Here is a 17,170-nt window from a genome sequence, read left to right as displayed (position 1 = left end):
TCTTGAGCTATACCTATCTATTAAAGATAAATAAGAGTTAGTTGATGTGAGCTATCAATGATAGTTAACGAGAACAACCTTTTTATTAGCACTTATGGTTTCGATACTCGTATCCATTTTTTCAGTATGTCTTGCTAAGTTGAAAACATTATCTTTGCTTAAATATTGAGTATCAATAGTCGTATTCAGAGTATTGATTTGAGCACACTCTTTTTCAACATTTATTGTAGAACAAGTATCTTCAACAATATTTCCTTTAATCATTATTGTGTTATTCGCATAACAAAATAGTGGGGAAGTGGAAAGTACCGCCAAAACTACAATTTTAAATATATTATTTTTCATTTTATATATACCTATTTATTAAATAGTTAATATAAGAGATACAATATTTTTTATTTAAAAACAATATGCAAATTCATTTTAATAAAAAATAAATAAATAACATGTGACCTATATCTCATTAATTATTTTATTTATATAAATAGTTATTGCTTTACAGGTATTTTATTAGAAATGACAACCAAATCACATTTTTACAGAAATAATGAATCTTGGTTGCTATAAAATTAAATTACTGATAATAAATGCTTTAATTAAAATATTCTTAATTTTTATAAAAATAAAGGGGTGAATCGAAATAATTTAACAATTAATATTATTTAATATAACAATATATGGTTGTCATAAGTTAATTATATAATTATAATTTCAGCTCGAAGTTTTTTGATAATTATATAAATTAAAATAAAAGGCTTTAATTAATAAAAATAATATTGAATACATTTTAAACAATAACTAAAGCTAGTTAGTATTATTAAATAAATTGTCATTGTATAGTGTTAAGCTGTAATGCTGCCTAAGGTCATACAGTTTGATTCTTAAATAAGTACATTAAGTGAAATTAAGACAAGATTAGTGCAATGAGATTTACAAAAAGAAAAATTATTTAGTTGTCAATAAAATTTTTATTTAATTGTGTTATAATAAAAGTCTATATACTTTACAAGAACTTATAAATGAAACGCATACTAATTAGCTTGATTGGTCTATCATTATTTAACTTAGCTCAAGCGCAGGATTATCCAAATTATGAGGATGAAAAGAAATATCTGCAAATGTTAGAAAAAGTTTATCCACGGTTATCGGTGATTGTACATGGAAAACTGATACTAAATAGTGTAGAAAACGATATAAAAAGTCTTTCAGAAAAAGACAAAAGATATGTTTGTGATATGGCAAATGCAGCTATAACTGTTGATAAGATAGTTATAAATACACCAGTTCATGAATATTATTTTGAATCAACAAACTATCTGCAAAATTTCATTACAACTGATTCAGCAAAAATTCTTAAAGCAGAATTACAACTAACAGGATATAACTGTGTTTAAATTTAAGTTTCAATTTTAAGTGAAAGCATTGCATGACTAGATTCCCATCTAGTCATGCAATATATTTGACGTTGTTGTAGAGTTACCACCAAAACTCAAAGCTAACTTGAAGCAACAGAAGCAACAGAAGCAACAGAAGCAACAGAAGCAACAGAAGCAACAGAAGCAACAGAAGCAACAGAAGCAACAGAAGCAACAGAAGCAACAGAAGCAACAGAAGCAACAGAAGCAACAGAAGCAAGCGTACAATGAGAAGGACTTTTAAAATCAAAGATCTAAGTGTAAATCATACAATAGTTCGCATAATGTATATTATGTTAAATGGTTTATACTTGACCATAACTTCATATCTTTCTTTCTTAAACCAAAATTCAATAACTTAAGTGATTTCTATTTTACTTAAAGAATATGATATGTTGACCTTAAGAATACTTCATAAACTTTACTATGTTTGCCCTAAAGACAATTCATTTAGAAAAGAAAGTCTCAAACGAAAATCAAATTATTCTGCTGTTTGATTTGGATACAACTTGTCCATGTTTGTACCCTATGCTGTACACAATGAAATCTCTCAGATTTCAAAGTATCTCTACGCAGCATGCAGATTTGATAGCATTAAAATTTTGGTACGATTTTTGGTTTGAAAAGTTTACCACGTCCTTTTGTGAGTCTTTTTATTCGTCGTCCTACAACTTTGAAATCATTCAAAGTGAAATTGATAACTTCATTATCTATTTAGAAAACAACAAAAAAATTGAAAGTAATCTTATAAGATTAAGAAATGCAGACCATACTAACTACACTACAATTGGCCATAGAATTAGATCCTTCTTAAAATTTTACAGCTTTTTGATTGATGAGTATCTAACTATACAATCTCAGCCACAACTTTCACTGAAGGAAATCCAAAAAATTAAGGAAAACTTAAATAAGTATATGACTATAAAGAAAAAAATTATAAACAACTTTTCAAAGTCTAATAAAACAATTAAAAGTGAGATAAATCACAATTTTAAGAGTATGAATCAGGAAATGATTAAAGGTTTATATTCAGTTATTTCTCCGAGCAACACTAACAGATACAATGAATTAAACCCTTTTAGATCAAAATATGTACAACTCAGGAACTTTTTGATCATACATCTCATGCTCAACTACGGTCTTAGAATTGGTGAGCTTATGCTACTAACAATCAATTCCATTAAAAAATCAATTCAAAATCATAATTTTAGTTTAATTATTACAAATACAGATGATGAGTTCGATGATAGGTCAAAAAAGCCAAAAATCAAAAATGAATATTCGTACCGAATAATTAAACTACAGGAACGAGACTATAGGATTATTCAAATTTATATAAATGAAATCAGAAAAGAAATTCCTTCACAAATCTTATTTACATCTTTAAAGCCTCCCTACTCTGCTTTAAGTTATGCCAGTGTTAAAAAAATATTTGATCAGGTAGATTTGTCATTAAAAGCATTGTTGCCTGAGTGTTTTGATACTTCAGCTTATGATTCAATAGAACGCCTAACTCCACACGTATGTAGACATTCTTGGGCTTATATGATGTTAAGCTTTTCTTTTGAGAAGTATAAGAAAGAAAATGTTAGTCACTCTGATCTAGAACAAGGTGTAAATGATGCTCTGCTAAAAGCACAGGATGATCTAAGAGCCTTAGGTGGTTGGTCACCTACCAGTACAATGCCCATATATTACGGCAAACGTTTTATTGTTGAACGTGCTAATTTTATGAACTTAGCTCGGATAATTGATTCCAGTGTTAAATTATGAATGATAAGAATATGCCTCAACTTAGTCTAGATTTTGAAAAAAATGATGATAGCTCCAGTGAATTTATTATTTTCCATGATGCTGATCTTAGTCTCATAGAATCTTTGCATTTACCAACAATCATTAAGTTTCATAGAGCAGATAAGTTTGATAGTAAGTTTATTCAAACATCTAATGAAGTTTGGGCTTTTACTTACTCAGGAGAACGGATTCAGCTGAATTTTTCTAAGCTATTGCCGTTTGAAATAAAATTAGTGAAATATTTTTTGGCAAATTTTATTCAAACTAATACACCATCTTCACTTGATGTTATATTTCACTCTTTTATATATGCGATTAAATTTTTAAAAAGAAATCAATTAACACTCAACTTTCATAATTTTAAATCCGTACTCCTTAATCTAGCAAAAATTAATAATCATACATATTACTATAATTTAAAATTTTTTGTTAAATTATTGTTTTTAGAGGGTTTTTATGGTTTTAATATTGATCAGGAATACGAACTGGAATTCCTTGAACGCCCTAAGGCCTTTAATTCAAAATTATATTATCAACAGTATGAAGATCCGATCGATTACCCAATTATCACAATGATTCAACAGGGGTTTTCAAAGCTAAATCACAATATAGTGAACTCAAATAAAGACATTGATAATCAAACCCTGCTCTATTCTTCCATACTTGGATTGATGTATGTAACTGGTCTTAGGCCTGTGCAGTTAGCTAAACTATCCACTGAAGACGTAAAAATAGATACTACTCGTACGACAGATCAATTCCATCGATACAGCATACTAATCCCATATGCAAAACAAGCACGTTATGTACATGAAAAAATAGCAATAAAACTGCCAGAAGAAGTCGCTGAGATTATTCAGGCTTATATCGAAAGATTTAAATTAAATCCTAAAGATAAACTATTTGAGATGGGGGCATATTCAGCACATTTTTGCTTGAAAGCTATTAATACACAATTATTTGATTTTGCTCCTGAAACCTATAGAAAAGCTGTTCTTTCAGGTGAAATAATAAGGCAAAAGTACTCTTTTTCGGATTTTAGACATCATGTTGGTTATAGTTTGGCAATGGCAGGGTCTTCTGCTGAAGAGATTGCTTATATCTTGGGTCATTCTTCTGTTGTAACTGCTAGACATTATATTTTCTCTACCCCTGAACTTGCTCAAATTAGAGCGCAAGCACTTGGTAAAAATTCTCTGTATAGACAAATGATTGCTATGCTCCTGACTGGAAGGCTAGTTTATAAGAAAGATTGGCTTCAGAAAAAAGTACTAGGAAATATTGGTAGCAAAATTCATTATGATATTGGTGGGTGCTCCTACGAAGACAAATGTTTATTTCAACCAGTTCGCAATTGCTATGGTTGCATGTACTTTCATCCTTTTATAGATGCTAACCATAATCATATTTTACAAAGCATACAAAGTGAAATCAATGATCTTATTAAGCTATCAGATGGAATAGGGGTATCTAGAAATCCATTGATTCGAGTGCATGAGTCAACTAAATTTGAAATTGAATCTGTAATAACTCGTTGTGCATTACAGAAAGATGATACTCATGAACATTGAAAAATATAATGTTTTTATTGACGAGCAAAAAAATTACTTTAATCAGAATTTACAGTCTAATTTTAAATGGAGTTGGAACGATTCATCTTGGTATGGAGGTACAGTTGGATCAGGGTGGTTGTTGTCTAGAAGTGGTAAAACACATTTCACTTTTGGCGCAATTAGACAATTGAAAGGTATCGAAAACAATATCATTGAACCAATTTTTCAAGAGTTTATTAAATCTGTACTTATCCTTAGTTATCGTAAATCTAACTCCAAAGCATCACCCCAAAAACTATATGCAGAATTTTTAATCCTGAAGCGTTGGTATAGTGCTCTATATGCTGAAAAAATCGAGAGCATACATCCCTGCCATTTATCTACATTAATATTAAATAATTCTTTTGAAATTTTGGCAGAAAATTCGAGTAAAACGAATCTTCCTGATCATGCTGGTACATACCTTAGATTACAGGAGATGTTAAATCATTACGGTTTTACTGAACAACCTTTAGAATTTTCTCAAAAATACCTATATATAAACCGCCAGAATAGAACCCCAAATGCTAAGAAGACAAAAGCTTTAATTGATCAATTGGAACTAGATGAAGAAGATCTTGATAAAGAAAAGCTGATTTCAATTCGTACATTTATAAATATTGTTTCACTCATCAGTTTGTGTGAGACGAATGGTGAAAAGATTGTTCTAAATCTTTTATTACTACTCATCGTCACTGGTTTGCGTTCAACGGAAGCAATCCTTTTAAAAACAGATGCATTGATTAAGCAACCTATACTTGATCCAGTAACAAAGGAACATCTAACTTTAGATGGCAAAAAGCAATATACTTTGGGAATTCAATATCATGGCGCAAAAGGTGCTGGATTTAGAATACATTGGGTTGAACCCTTATCTGCAAATTTAGTTGAGAAAATATTTCAATCGGTATTAGAACTGACCAAAGAATATAGAGAGCATGTGTATTATATCAGGTCAAAAAACTGTTCAGATTTTTTGCCAAAATCTATTGATGATATTGGTCAGGATTTTGTCGAAATAGATGATCTTATTGGAACTATTTTTGGAGTAAAAGATAACTATAAAGGTAGAGCTGGACAACGTGATGTTGTTATCAAGTCCATTAAAAATATTCCAATTTATAATGAAATTAGAAATGGTCAAGGCGTTGAAAGATATTACTTAAAAGAAGATATTAATCAATTTATTAAAGGATTAGCCAATTATGACTCTGAATATCCTATCGATCATGTTTTTAATTATGAAGGAAAAACAGAAAAAATCGCTTATGAAGATCTACTTTTTATTCATGAGTTTAGATCTACAACACTGCATAGAGCATTTGTTAATAAAACGAATGTAATTCCTTTAAATGTAACGTTAATTAACAGTTTTTTAGGAAATACATTAAGTATTTCCGTTTTTGAAAAATACCATTTACTTGAAAATAAAACTGAATACTCAAAGCTTACAAGTCATATCCCACGGCACAACATCAATACTTTTCTTGCTCTCAGTGGTTTAGCTGAACATTTACAAGCAATGCTCATGGGGCGTGTAGACATCAAGCAGAATCAATATTATCAACACTTAGCGTTAAAACAACGCAAAGTTACAGCCAGTTTGCTAGAAAAACATGAATTAGTACTTTACGAAAATGATAAACAAGAACTCAAGCCAGACTATCCAATTGATTCTATTAAATATGATGGATTAATGTACTTTTCAGAAAAATTGGATCTAGAAAATAATTTAAAGATGAATTTACAAACCTTTGACTCGAAAAATGAAGTAGCGAGTTATGTAAAGGAATCTTTCTTTGATGAATATTTTCAAGATATCGCAGAGTCATTTAATGAATTGGTTAAAGAAGATCAATCATTAGCCAACTCATTAGTTCAACGCCATGCTTGTTTACACCCCTTGCCTTTTGGTGGGTGTATGCGTGAAGTCGCTGTACACGATTGCCCTAAACGTCTTGCATGCCAATCAGGTGATCAATGTGGGAACTTCGCCTTAACAGGTCGTAAAGGTGAATTAGAAGCTCTTCAACATACTTTGAATAAGCTATTGGAGCAATTTCAACATATAGAGCAAATCCTCACCCATGATTTTTCTTATGGAGAAATGCTAAAAAATTTACATCAAAAGATTCTTTATTTAAGTGATTTAAAATCTAAAGCACTTGATAGACAAAAGAATTTAACGCCTATCCCTGTTTTTCCTTATGAAAATACGATTAGTAAATTACCAACTACATTGAGTGAACTGTTCGCCATCGAACAACAAAAAATTGAGTCTAAGGAAGCCTGATATGTTACGCGGTAAACAACTAGATGAAGTCATCGAACAAGAATTACAAATGATGTTGGTTGAAGGTTTTGAAAAATCCCCTATTTCGCATAAAGCCCTTCATAGTCGTCTAACAGCTAAGGGCTATATATCAGGTGGACTAAGTACTCTGAGTTCGGCTGAGCGGAAGAAACTTATATCGCTGTATGTATCTGAGCAAATTTCTCCACTGCATCTAAAAACTAAAGAGCAGCAACTTTATGTGAATAAAAAGACAAGGCAGGCTCTGACGGACACCAATAAAAATCTGCGCACACAAATTGATGATTTGGAGTCACAGCTTCACCAGAATACTGAAACGCTTATAGATATTATTGAAGAGGTAAAGTTAAGAACCAATTTGAAAGTAGACCATCTACTAGCTCCTCATCTTCTCAAAAAATATTTATCACGGGAGTAATATTTTAGGGTCAACATTGAGTGTTTGTGAGATTTGGTAAAGTTTTTCAACAGTGATGCTGACTTCCCCCCTTTCAATTCGCCCTAAATAGCTGCGATCAATCGCTGTTAATAAGGCTAATTGTTCTTGGCTAATAGATTTATTTTTCCGAGTTTCCCTAATTTTTGAGCCAATCGACAGTGCTAGTTCTTGATTCATAGGTGACTACCGTAAATACAAGAACTATCAGGAATTGAAGTGTTTTAATCCACGGATTATAATCCTCATTATTTGAGTGATGAATATGGAAATTCAAAACTTACCAATGTTTAAAGAGCTTTCCCGTGTTCTTTCTAGTTATAAAATTGAGTCATGGCAAACGGTAGACTTTTGGGATAAGGTTAAGCTCTTAAAAATTGAAAATACTAATATTAACTATCAAAGTGTTTATAGATTGATACTGCGGCTAGTTAGAGAAGGTTATTTAATAATTGACTCTGAAAAAAGTAGATATGGGCAAACGACTTATACTGAAACTGAATATTTGCATGATCTACGTTCTCAATTTTGTATAGAATCAAAAACTACTCTTCAAGAACTCAACTTCAAAAAGAAAGAATTTGAGTGTGAAATCACTAAACTCGAAGAAGAAGTTGAAGCGTTGGAAGATTTAAAAGAACAATTTCCTGATATCCAGTTTAAAATTGAACAACTTAGACAAACGAAAATCCACAATTATGAATTGTTAAAAATAAAAAACAGAGCAATAAGTTCAATAATAGACTACTTAAGTACCTAAATGACTTAAAAATATTAAATAAATTATGAGTTTAATTATAGAAAAAAACGAAAAAAATATATAAATTATTAAAAATAATAAAGTTTTAAAAATTGAGGATTTTTGTGTCTCTAGAACCAGGTGGCTTGGCTGAAAAAATAGGAAATCGTTACGAATCATCTTGGATCACATTCCAATTGTTCAGGTTATTAGATGAAAAAATTTCCTATGTCCAAGTTGAGCCATTAGGTGAGGATGAGGATGCTGTAGATGTTATTGTTGGTAATCTTGATGGTTCTAAAGAACATCATCAATGTAAAATTGGACAAAAATCTGTTGAAGCTTGGACAATTGCAACACTTGAGTCTAAAGAACTTTTAACAAAAGGCTTTGAGCACATCTTATCTGGTTCAAAATCATATAAAGTTATTTCAAGAATTGGTTTTAGATTACTAGAGGATATCTGTGAAAGTGCAAGGAATAGTACAGATTCTAGTTTAGACTTCTTTGAGCATCAAATTAAAATTAGCCAAGATCGGATAAAATTGTTTGATGAGTTGTGCAAAAGACTAAAGCTAGATCAATCAAAATCTGATGATTTAGACAAAGCTCTTCACTTTCTAAAGTGTTTTGAAATTAGGCAGTTCAATGAAGATGATACAGACCATGAGATGTGTATATTACTCGCTGAAAAATTAGTCTATGAGTTTCCTGTTCATCTAGTTCATTTCTTGCAAACTTATCCAGTAAAATGCAATAAACTCAGAGAAAAAATTACCACTCATCTGTTAAAAACTGATCTAGAAAATCAGAGCTTCTCTTTTAGACCATCGCCGAGTGACCCTCATACTTCTTCTGTAATAAGAACGCTAAATGATGAGTTTGACCAGTCAATTGAACCATATCTCATCTCACTGAATAATATTCAGCGCACTGAATTCAATAACACAGTCGATGCTATTAATAGTAGTCCTATAACATTAATTAAGGCGGATGCAGGCGTAGGAAAAAGTGCCTTTTTATTAGACTTAAAGAAGCATTTTATTCGATCAGGGGCCATTATTCTTCCTATTCGACTAGATAGAAGAGTTCCAGAAAAAAATATCAATCAATTTGGAGAAGATTTAGGTTTTTCCAGCTCTCCGATTTACTGCCTAGAGAAATATAGTCAGGGGCAAGAAGTTGTTGTTATTTTAGATCAATTAGACGCTTTACGTTGGACTGCCCTACATTCATCAAATGCATTGGATATATGCATGACAATGGTTAAGGAAATTCTTCTGTTACGCAACCATACTAATGCTAATATAAAAATTATTATGGCAACGAGAAATTTTGAACTCGAGGATGATGTACGCCTAAAAGGTTGGGTCAGTGGGCTTAAAAATGATGTTAAACAAATAGAATTAAAACTTTTTGAATCAGATCAAATTAAGCCATATATTAGCCAATTTGAAGACTATGACAAGTTAAGTGATGAGCAAAAAAATATTTTAAAAATACCTTTATGGTTAGGTATTTACATAAACTTAGCCAATGCTTTAGGTGAGGCTCCTAAATTTACAACCAAATTAGATTTAATCAAATTTTTCATTGATGATCGGTTTAAACAACTCAACGATAGTCATGGTGTTTCCCTAGTAGATAGCGAAAGATTCTTCCATGAAGTTATTCATTTGATGAGTCAGCTTAACAAATTAAGTATTTCTTCAAATCAATTACCTACTGGATCATCAGAAATTAAAAAAGCTATGGTTTCTGTGGGATTACTGTCTGAACAGCATAGAGAAATTAGTTTTAGACATCAAGCAATTTATGATTTCGCAATAGGGAAAAAATTACTTTCGTTTGGTCTTCAATCTACTGAAAATTTCTTAACCGAATTAGGAGCAAGAAATCAGCAAACGCTGTTGAAACGTGAACATCTCAGATATGCACTTGCAATGTTATATGAAGCAGATGAAAGTATTTTCTGCAATTGCATTGAGGCAGTTCTTTACCATCCTGAAATTCGATTTCATTTGAAATCATTAGTATTTAGCGTATTACGCCATATAGAAAACTTTAAAGTTCCTCTCAAAAAGTTGATTAATAAAATTGTTGATGATGCTGAACTCGCTCCTCATTTTATAAGTTTAAGTTGCAGTGGCACTCCTACTCTCGTTCAATATCTATCAGAAAGTCATTATCTAAGTGATTGGTTAGATGCGGATGGCGACATGCGATCTAAAGCTCTAGAGCTTCTAAGCTCAGTTGCAGATAAAGCTCCAAACTTGTTAATCAATGAATTATCTAAGTTCATGAATCAATCACCTGAATGGAATCAAAAGATATACAACTGTTTATGTTGGAATATGAAAAATGATTCTAATGAACTCTTTGATTTTCGTATGCAACTTATTAAAGTTGGCACTAACAGTCACTATATTTTTTGGGATGATTTAACCAAAGAATATCCGTTAAGAGCGTTACATCTCTTAGAACTCATGTGTAATGAAGAATTTCATGTGAGCCTTAACTCAAGAGAAGAATGGTCTGATTACGATACAGAATGTGTTGAGAAGCTTGCTGAAAGCCATTCATTAGATGTATTAAAAGTCTTTTTACCCTTTTTAGATCAGTACTTTTCTGAACCTATAAATGAATATTTTGATACTTACAAATGGTCTAATGAATACGGCACAAGAGAACCTCTTGAAACTTTCATCTATAAAGCCTTATTTATCCTTATCATTAAGGCTTCCCAGAATATGGCTTTACAATCCAATGAACTTTTCCAATTATTAAGTCCATTTAAAAAAAATCAAAATCTAATATTTAATCGTATATTTGCGAATGCTCTTCTAAACATTGATATCAGCTATGCTGATGAAGCTATAGAGTGGCTGTTAGATAATCCAAATCATAAGTTTAAATTAGGAAATGATTATGAAGAACCTGTTTGGAAATTAGCAGGGAAATTAATTGAAAAATTTTCACCACATTGTAGTTTAGATAACTTTGAACGGCTTCAAAGTGAAATTTACTACTCACTTTCCGACTACGATTTAGAGCAGATTAAATGGCGTTTAGAAGCTACTCGTAAAAATTACTACACTCCTTATTGGGGGAAAACTCAATACTTTTTATTACCTACATTAGATACATCACGTATTTCTAATAAAACTCTCCAATTGATTGGTGTACTCAGTCGTAAATTTGAAAAATATACGGATGATGATTTTTGTCACAAATTCAATGGAATAGCAGGATTTGTTAGATCACCAATCAAGAACTATTTTATGCTCTCTAACAAGGCTTGGAAAAAACTTATTACTAGTGCTGTAGACAAGTTCAGTGATACTAAGTTTAGAGCAGATTGCACTGAAGCAAGTATTCACCAGTTTTCAAATAACTTCAGAAGCGTTGTGAATGCTGAGCCAAAACGGTTTGCAGAGTTTTCTCTAACCTTACCCACTCATATTCATCAGGATTATATTGATGCTTTATTTTCGGGGTTAAGTGAAAATAATATTGATCAAGTTCCAGAACACCTAAAAGAACATTGGGCACCATGTCCTATTGAGTTAATAGAGCAAGTTATCGATCATTTTACAACAACTGATTATTCACGAGGACTTGAAAGTTTACTCTCATCACGAGTCCAGCTATTTTCGCAAAAATATATTGTATTATTAGAAGATATTGCAAAATCTTCAGATGATCCGAAATCAAATAAATTGAATATTTATAGAACAGGTCACCCAGATGAATTGGATGAAATTTCAAGTAAGGATTTATTTGGAAATACGATTAATTGTACTAGAGGACGTGCTTATAGAAGCTTAGCTCAAAAATTTTGGAGTGATGAAGCATATGCTCTATCACACAAATATCTTATTGAAAATGCTTTAAATGATGAACATGCAGCTGTAAGAATGGCAACTGCTGATTTACTACTTCCTATGTATAATTATGATTGTAATTATGCTTTTCAAAAGTTTATAGAGTTGTGTCAAAAGGACGTAAGAAATACTCTAAGTCATGGCTATCACTACTATTTCAATAATGCTTTTGATAGTGAATTCAAAGATTCATTTGTAGCTCTTGTTCAAATGATGCTGGAATCCTCATATCAGGATGTTAGAAAAGAAGCCCATAAACAAATATTTGCTCGATGGCTATTCAATGGTTTATTTGAAGAAGAGATACAGCAAAGTCTCAATTCTAAAAATCAAGAAAGTCTTTTGGGGTATGCTTCCGTGATTAACCAACTTTTGGGTGATAATACAAAAGGTTATAATCACTCAAAGATGAAACAAATTTTTGAAATCTTAGTTAATTCAGAAAATGAGGAAATTCTAAAAAAAATAGGGAGATTTTTCGGTAAAAAATTTTGGTCAAAAAGATATGCACGAGAGTTTTTTGAAATGTATGTACAGTCAAAAGCATTAAATCATAATGTTTATAATGTCTTACATTCAATAGAAGAAAGCTCTATAGGTATGGCTCAATTTAGTGATCTCATCATTATCATGATTCAAAATATTCTTAAGTTAAAAACTCAAGATTTAATGAGTAATTTAGATACAGATGCTATCACGAGAGTCATTCAGCAACTATATGATCAAGCAGAAAATGATGAAGATGATGAAACACTGGGGTATTGTCTTGACATGTGGGATCATCTTTTGTCTAGTAATCATACATTTATAAGAAATATGACTGAAAAATTGGATGGTGGATTGCTAGCATGATTTGTTAAACTTAATAAGTTATGGCAATTATTTACGAACCGAATTATTGGAAAATAATTCTTTGAGCTTAAACTGAATAACTTTGGAAAAATATGAAAAATTTACAACTCGCTAAAAATATAAAAATAGAAATCTTAAGACTTCTTGCTCAACAAGAAGAAAAGTTATTCAAGAAAATAGAACCTTTAGAGTTTTTTGATTCAATTTTAAATTTGCGAGCTATGCCATCTACTGATAATAGATTTAAAGATGCAAGACGTGACTTTGAACAGCACTATGTAATCAATAGTGATTGGACACTGGAAGAAATATTACTAGATAGATATGATTTCACCAATTCTGATGAAAACTTTTTCAAACTTCTTAATCTAGTTGTATCCCCTACTGTCAATAACACGGAAGAAGAAGTAAAGTTTTTCTATTACACTCTAAATCCAATACTTAACAACCACTCACTTGAATATCGTTTGAAAAACATTAATGAAAATGGTATCTCAATATTTGAGTTAGATACTTTGGATAGTGAAAATCAATTCAAAGATATAGTTGATAATCATACCCCAATTTTTGTTAATAAGAATAATGATAAGGAAATTATAGATAGATTAAATAAAAGCTACTCTACTTATATTTTACTTACTCCTACAGATTGGAATGATTATGGAAGAAAAAACCAATTTAGAATATCTGTTCAATATCAAGGTCAGCACACAGATTTAGGTCTATTAAAAATAATTTCGCACGATTCCCAAAGTACAACAGTGAGTTTACCCAACCAATTCACTACGCTAGGAAAGGAATATTGTTCATTAGGACAGGCAATTGAATACTATAAAAGTATCAAAAGTTTTTTCGGGAACTATTATTTGACCATCTTAAAAGCATTTAATGATGTTGCCTTTTTTCCACAAATAAGTGAATCTTTTGAAAATTCTCATGACTTCAAAAACAGTTTAATTAGACTTGATGGTCAAGAGCAATTAATGCGTCAAGCCCGCTATATTATTGACAACTATGATCTAAGTAATCTCTATTCTTTTGAATATACCTATAAGCCAAGTTATTCAGACGATATTGAACCTTTAAAGATACCTTTTAATTTCAGTGAAAATTCTGAACTTCCTAACAGAATTTATGCCCTTATCGGTGAGAATGGTGTCGGTAAAACCCAATTGGTTTCAAAGCTACCCATAGATATGGCTAATCAAGTATTGGACACATTCTCACCTAAAATACCGCTTTTCAGTAAGGTCATTGCTGTTTCTTATAGTGTGTTTGATGATTTTCAAATCCCTAATAGTTCATCAAAAATCAATTACCTGTATTGTGGTTTAAGACAAGATAGAAATGGTGAAAAATATACGCTTACTAAAAGAGATTTAAAGGAAAGATTTTTTAAATCTATTCAAAAAGTTCAGAAAAGTAAGAGATTCGATCATTGGTGTGAAATCGTTGAAACTTTCTTCTCAAAGAACACTGTCGATCAATGGAAAACAATGGATGATTCAGAGTATGAATTTGTATTAAACATTAGCGAAATCAGCAATTCTTTGGATAAATTCAGCTCTGGTCAGTCAATTTTTGTTTTCATTCTAACGGAAATATTAGCGAACATTCGATATGATTCATTAATTATATTCGATGAACCCGAAACACATTTACACCCGAATGCTATTTCTCAGTTAATTAATAGTATCCATTTATTAGTAAGAAAATTCCAATCTTATTGTATTATTGCCACTCACTCTCCTATCATTGTACAAGGTATTCTTTCTAAAAATGTTTATGTTATAAGAAATGAAAACAATGTATTAAGTGCCAAGCATCCTTCTATAGAAACATTTGGAGAGAATTTAACCAAAATTACAGATGACATTTTTGGAGCCCGAGACACAACATCTCAATTCAAAAATGAATTACAAATATTAATTAATAAAGGCTACAGTTACAACGATATTATAAATTTACTTAAAACGAATAATGTACCACTTAGTTTGAATTTAACCGTTCTATTAAATAGTATGGCATCGACTTAATATGATTAACTTAACTCCATATCATCTTGACAGTGAAGATTTTTTAGAAACAGTAGTTAAATCTAAGAAAAAAGGTAAAAATGAGAATCCTCCTCTTTATAAAGATAGAATAGTCCCCTTATCTCAAAAAATATTACCTTATTATCCCGTATATGATCATGCATTTTCAACAAATTCGTTACACACTATAACAGCATGTAATTTATTTACTGATAGTGAGGAGTCTGACTTATTAAAATTATACAAATATAGTTCTAAACCGTTTACCTTATTGAAAAATGCAATAGTTTCACGACCAAATAATCGTGAGGATCATACCTGTCAATACTGTTCTATAAATAGCGTAAACACCTTAGATCATATTATGCCCAAGGATGATTATCCTGAATTCGCGGTTCATCCAAAAAATCTAGTTCCTGCATGTTCTCAATGTAATGGTAAAAAATCTAAAAAATGGATCACAAGTGGAGTATTCGAGTGTCTAAACCCCTACTTACATAAATTACCACCAACTCAATTTTTATTTGCAAGAGTAGTCTATATTAACAATACTTTTGATGTTAATTTTTATTTAGATAATCAGAATAATGTGTTACCACCTTATTTATTTAATGTTATTCAAAATCATTTTCGCAACCTTGACCTATTGAAAAGATATAAAGAATCTTCTTCTAAAATTATTTCTGAGTTTGACAACTCTATTAAGGGATCACTTAAAATACAAAACCTTCAAAATGCTTTAATTAGTGCACAAAATGCGGTCCAATTAAATCAAGCTGATTTTGGCTATAATCAATTTGAAAATATTCTTAAGTTGGAACTATGCAACGGATCCGCTTATAGACAATATTGCCAAGCTCATGGATATTAATCTACTTTTTTAATACATGTTAATAAAATTTTAAATTCCAACTCTCTCATTTTCTAACTAGCTCAGGTTATAATAATGGACTCCAAAAATATTGTTGATCTATTATGAACTCCTCCAATGGCCCTTTACACGGCAAAAAACTTGCTGACATTTTGGATGAGTTATTGGAGTACTATGGTGGATTTGAAGGCTTAAGTTATAAAATTGAAATTAGATGTTTTTGCATAGATCCAAGTGTTAAATCATCATTACGATTCTTACGTACCACACCATGGGCACGTGAAAAAGTAGAAAACTTATATTTGTATGTTTTACGCCAAAAATCCAAACAGAAATCATAGCTATCAAAACTTTAGCCTCAGCATTTTAATTGGTAGTGGACTGCCACCACACTTCTAGAGAAATTTAGTCTATTCTTAAGACCTTGCAGATAGAGGTGCAAGCTTATTTAGTAGGAAAATATATATTTATAGCTCGGTTCATGAACTAAGTATTTTACACGTTATCACTTTAGTACTCTAAGTAATTAAATTTATTGTTTATTAAATAAAAATTTAATTATGAACTAGATTATAGATAAACATAAGTTAAATAAATAACACCTATCATTTTGTTCATTATTTTTGATATACATTAAACCTCAACCTGCTCCTAGTCAAGATGAAGTTATCTAATTATATAGATAGCGTATCTATGGTAATAGATGAAATTGCTTAGGGACCAACAGAACCTAACGAAAACTTCCAAGACACAGTTATTTCACGTAAAAGTGTTGTAAGAAAAATTTCTAAAATTGTAGCCTCACTAATTTATACAAAATGTCCAATTTCGATACCGACCTATCCAATGGCTCTTTCATGTAGAAAAACATCTCTAAAAAACAAAGCTATTTTGGTTGTACAAGAAATGATTAGATCCGTTATTAATAGTAGCCTTAATGCATTCCCTGCTAAAAGCCAAAATACTAATAATTATCTAAATAATAAAAAATATACGGTCTTTAAATGTGTAAAATATATTTAAAATCAACAACTATAATGTAGTAAAACTAAATAAACTACTTTATACAGTACTCATGTCATTTTACTTATATATAAGAAATTAGTTTTAAAATTTTTAGCAATATTAGGTATATAAGATAAAGAATGATGAGAACAGTTATCGAATTTAAGTATATTTAATAGACAATATTGACAGACAGATCTGTATGAATTAATTTAGAGTAAATGCTCTAAAT

At 30.7% G+C, this 17,170-nt stretch carries 13 protein-coding genes; 11 read left to right on the top strand and 2 right to left on the bottom strand.

Going from position 1 to position 17,170, the window contains the following annotated elements:
- Positions 1–54 precede the first annotated feature (54 nt).
- Positions 55–345 (bottom strand): hypothetical protein, encoded by a 291-nt coding sequence (locus tag AC1PJ9_RS14160; protein WP_263613741.1) that lies wholly within the window; start codon positions 343–345, stop codon positions 55–57.
- Positions 346–1,019: 674 nt separating this feature from the next.
- On the opposite strand from AC1PJ9_RS14160, the gene AC1PJ9_RS14155 reads away from it, so the two are divergent.
- The 6 genes from AC1PJ9_RS14155 to AC1PJ9_RS14130 all read left to right on the top strand — a co-directional run bounded on the left by AC1PJ9_RS14155 (position 1,020) and on the right by AC1PJ9_RS14130 (position 7,533).
- On the top strand, positions 1,020–1,394 hold the full coding sequence (locus AC1PJ9_RS14155) for a hypothetical protein (RefSeq protein WP_263613742.1): 375 nt from the start codon (positions 1,020–1,022) through the stop codon (positions 1,392–1,394).
- A 106-nt stretch (positions 1,395–1,500) separates the two neighbouring features.
- Positions 1,501–1,659, top strand: a complete 159-nt coding sequence (locus AC1PJ9_RS14150; RefSeq protein WP_396522768.1) for a hypothetical protein — start codon at positions 1,501–1,503, stop codon at positions 1,657–1,659.
- 182 nt (positions 1,660–1,841) lie between these two features.
- On the top strand, positions 1,842–3,188 hold the full coding sequence (locus tag AC1PJ9_RS14145) for a site-specific integrase (RefSeq protein WP_311087605.1): 1,347 nt from the start codon (positions 1,842–1,844) through the stop codon (positions 3,186–3,188).
- Positions 3,185–4,780, top strand: coding sequence for a site-specific integrase (locus AC1PJ9_RS14140; RefSeq protein WP_479762747.1), 1,596 nt, complete (start codon positions 3,185–3,187; stop codon positions 4,778–4,780). The genes AC1PJ9_RS14145 and AC1PJ9_RS14140 overlap by 4 nt, the downstream gene beginning before the upstream one ends.
- Positions 4,770–7,094 carry a hypothetical protein gene (locus AC1PJ9_RS14135; RefSeq protein WP_311087603.1) on the top strand — a complete coding sequence of 775 codons (2,325 nt, stop codon included), beginning with the start codon at positions 4,770–4,772 and terminating at the stop codon, positions 7,092–7,094. The genes AC1PJ9_RS14140 and AC1PJ9_RS14135 overlap by 11 nt, the downstream gene beginning before the upstream one ends.
- 1 nt (position 7,095) lies before the next feature.
- Positions 7,096–7,533 (top strand): hypothetical protein, encoded by a 438-nt coding sequence (locus AC1PJ9_RS14130; protein WP_311087602.1) that lies wholly within the window; start codon positions 7,096–7,098, stop codon positions 7,531–7,533.
- On the opposite strand, the gene AC1PJ9_RS14125 is transcribed toward AC1PJ9_RS14130, so the two are convergent.
- Complete coding sequence (locus AC1PJ9_RS14125; protein WP_005212309.1) at positions 7,522–7,731, bottom strand: helix-turn-helix domain-containing protein; 210 nt, start codon at positions 7,729–7,731, stop codon at positions 7,522–7,524. The genes AC1PJ9_RS14130 and AC1PJ9_RS14125 overlap by 12 nt on opposite strands.
- A gap of 85 nt (positions 7,732–7,816) precedes the next feature.
- On the opposite strand from AC1PJ9_RS14125, the gene AC1PJ9_RS14120 reads away from it, so the two are divergent.
- The 5 genes from AC1PJ9_RS14120 to AC1PJ9_RS14100 all read left to right on the top strand — a co-directional run bounded on the left by AC1PJ9_RS14120 (position 7,817) and on the right by AC1PJ9_RS14100 (position 16,274).
- Positions 7,817–8,311 (top strand): hypothetical protein, encoded by a 495-nt coding sequence (locus AC1PJ9_RS14120; protein ID WP_311087601.1) that lies wholly within the window; start codon positions 7,817–7,819, stop codon positions 8,309–8,311.
- A 104-nt stretch (positions 8,312–8,415) separates the two neighbouring features.
- Complete coding sequence (locus AC1PJ9_RS14115; protein ID WP_311087600.1) at positions 8,416–13,026, top strand: NACHT domain-containing protein; 4,611 nt, start codon at positions 8,416–8,418, stop codon at positions 13,024–13,026.
- Between the two features lie 92 nt (positions 13,027–13,118).
- Positions 13,119–15,062 (top strand): AbiJ-related protein, encoded by a 1,944-nt coding sequence (locus AC1PJ9_RS14110; RefSeq protein ID WP_311087599.1) that lies wholly within the window; start codon positions 13,119–13,121, stop codon positions 15,060–15,062.
- A gap of 1 nt (position 15,063) precedes the next feature.
- Positions 15,064–15,933, top strand: a complete 870-nt coding sequence (locus AC1PJ9_RS14105; RefSeq protein WP_311087598.1) for an HNH endonuclease — start codon at positions 15,064–15,066, stop codon at positions 15,931–15,933.
- 104 nt (positions 15,934–16,037) lie between these two features.
- Entirely contained in the window at positions 16,038–16,274 is a 237-nt protein-coding gene (locus AC1PJ9_RS14100; RefSeq protein ID WP_311087597.1) for a VF530 family protein, read from the top strand.
- Positions 16,275–17,170 lie beyond the last annotated feature (896 nt).

It is taken from the genome of Acinetobacter sp. 70_2, assembly GCF_056736115.1.
Note: the sequence above shows the minus strand (reverse complement) of the source record. Positions and strands in the feature narration are given on the sequence as shown.

What these genes read in the sequence shown, in the direction of transcription:
- AC1PJ9_RS14160 (WP_263613741.1), bottom strand. Translation starts at nt 345, where the DNA reads ATGAAAAATAATATATTTAAAATTGTAGTTTTGGCGGTACTTTCCACT.
- AC1PJ9_RS14155 (WP_263613742.1), top strand. Translation starts at nt 1,020, where the DNA reads ATGAAACGCATACTAATTAGCTTGATTGGTCTATCATTATTTAACTTA.
- AC1PJ9_RS14145 (WP_311087605.1), top strand. Translation starts at nt 1,842, where the DNA reads ATGTTTGCCCTAAAGACAATTCATTTAGAAAAGAAAGTCTCAAACGAA.
- AC1PJ9_RS14140 (WP_479762747.1), top strand. Translation starts at nt 3,185, where the DNA reads ATGAATGATAAGAATATGCCTCAACTTAGTCTAGATTTTGAAAAAAAT.
- AC1PJ9_RS14135 (WP_311087603.1), top strand. Translation starts at nt 4,770, where the DNA reads ATGAACATTGAAAAATATAATGTTTTTATTGACGAGCAAAAAAATTAC.
- AC1PJ9_RS14130 (WP_311087602.1), top strand. Translation starts at nt 7,096, where the DNA reads ATGTTACGCGGTAAACAACTAGATGAAGTCATCGAACAAGAATTACAA.
- AC1PJ9_RS14125 (WP_005212309.1), bottom strand. Translation starts at nt 7,731, where the DNA reads ATGAATCAAGAACTAGCACTGTCGATTGGCTCAAAAATTAGGGAAACT.
- AC1PJ9_RS14120 (WP_311087601.1), top strand. Translation starts at nt 7,817, where the DNA reads ATGGAAATTCAAAACTTACCAATGTTTAAAGAGCTTTCCCGTGTTCTT.
- AC1PJ9_RS14110 (WP_311087599.1), top strand. Translation starts at nt 13,119, where the DNA reads ATGAAAAATTTACAACTCGCTAAAAATATAAAAATAGAAATCTTAAGA.
- AC1PJ9_RS14105 (WP_311087598.1), top strand. Translation starts at nt 15,064, where the DNA reads ATGATTAACTTAACTCCATATCATCTTGACAGTGAAGATTTTTTAGAA.
- AC1PJ9_RS14100 (WP_311087597.1), top strand. Translation starts at nt 16,038, where the DNA reads ATGAACTCCTCCAATGGCCCTTTACACGGCAAAAAACTTGCTGACATT.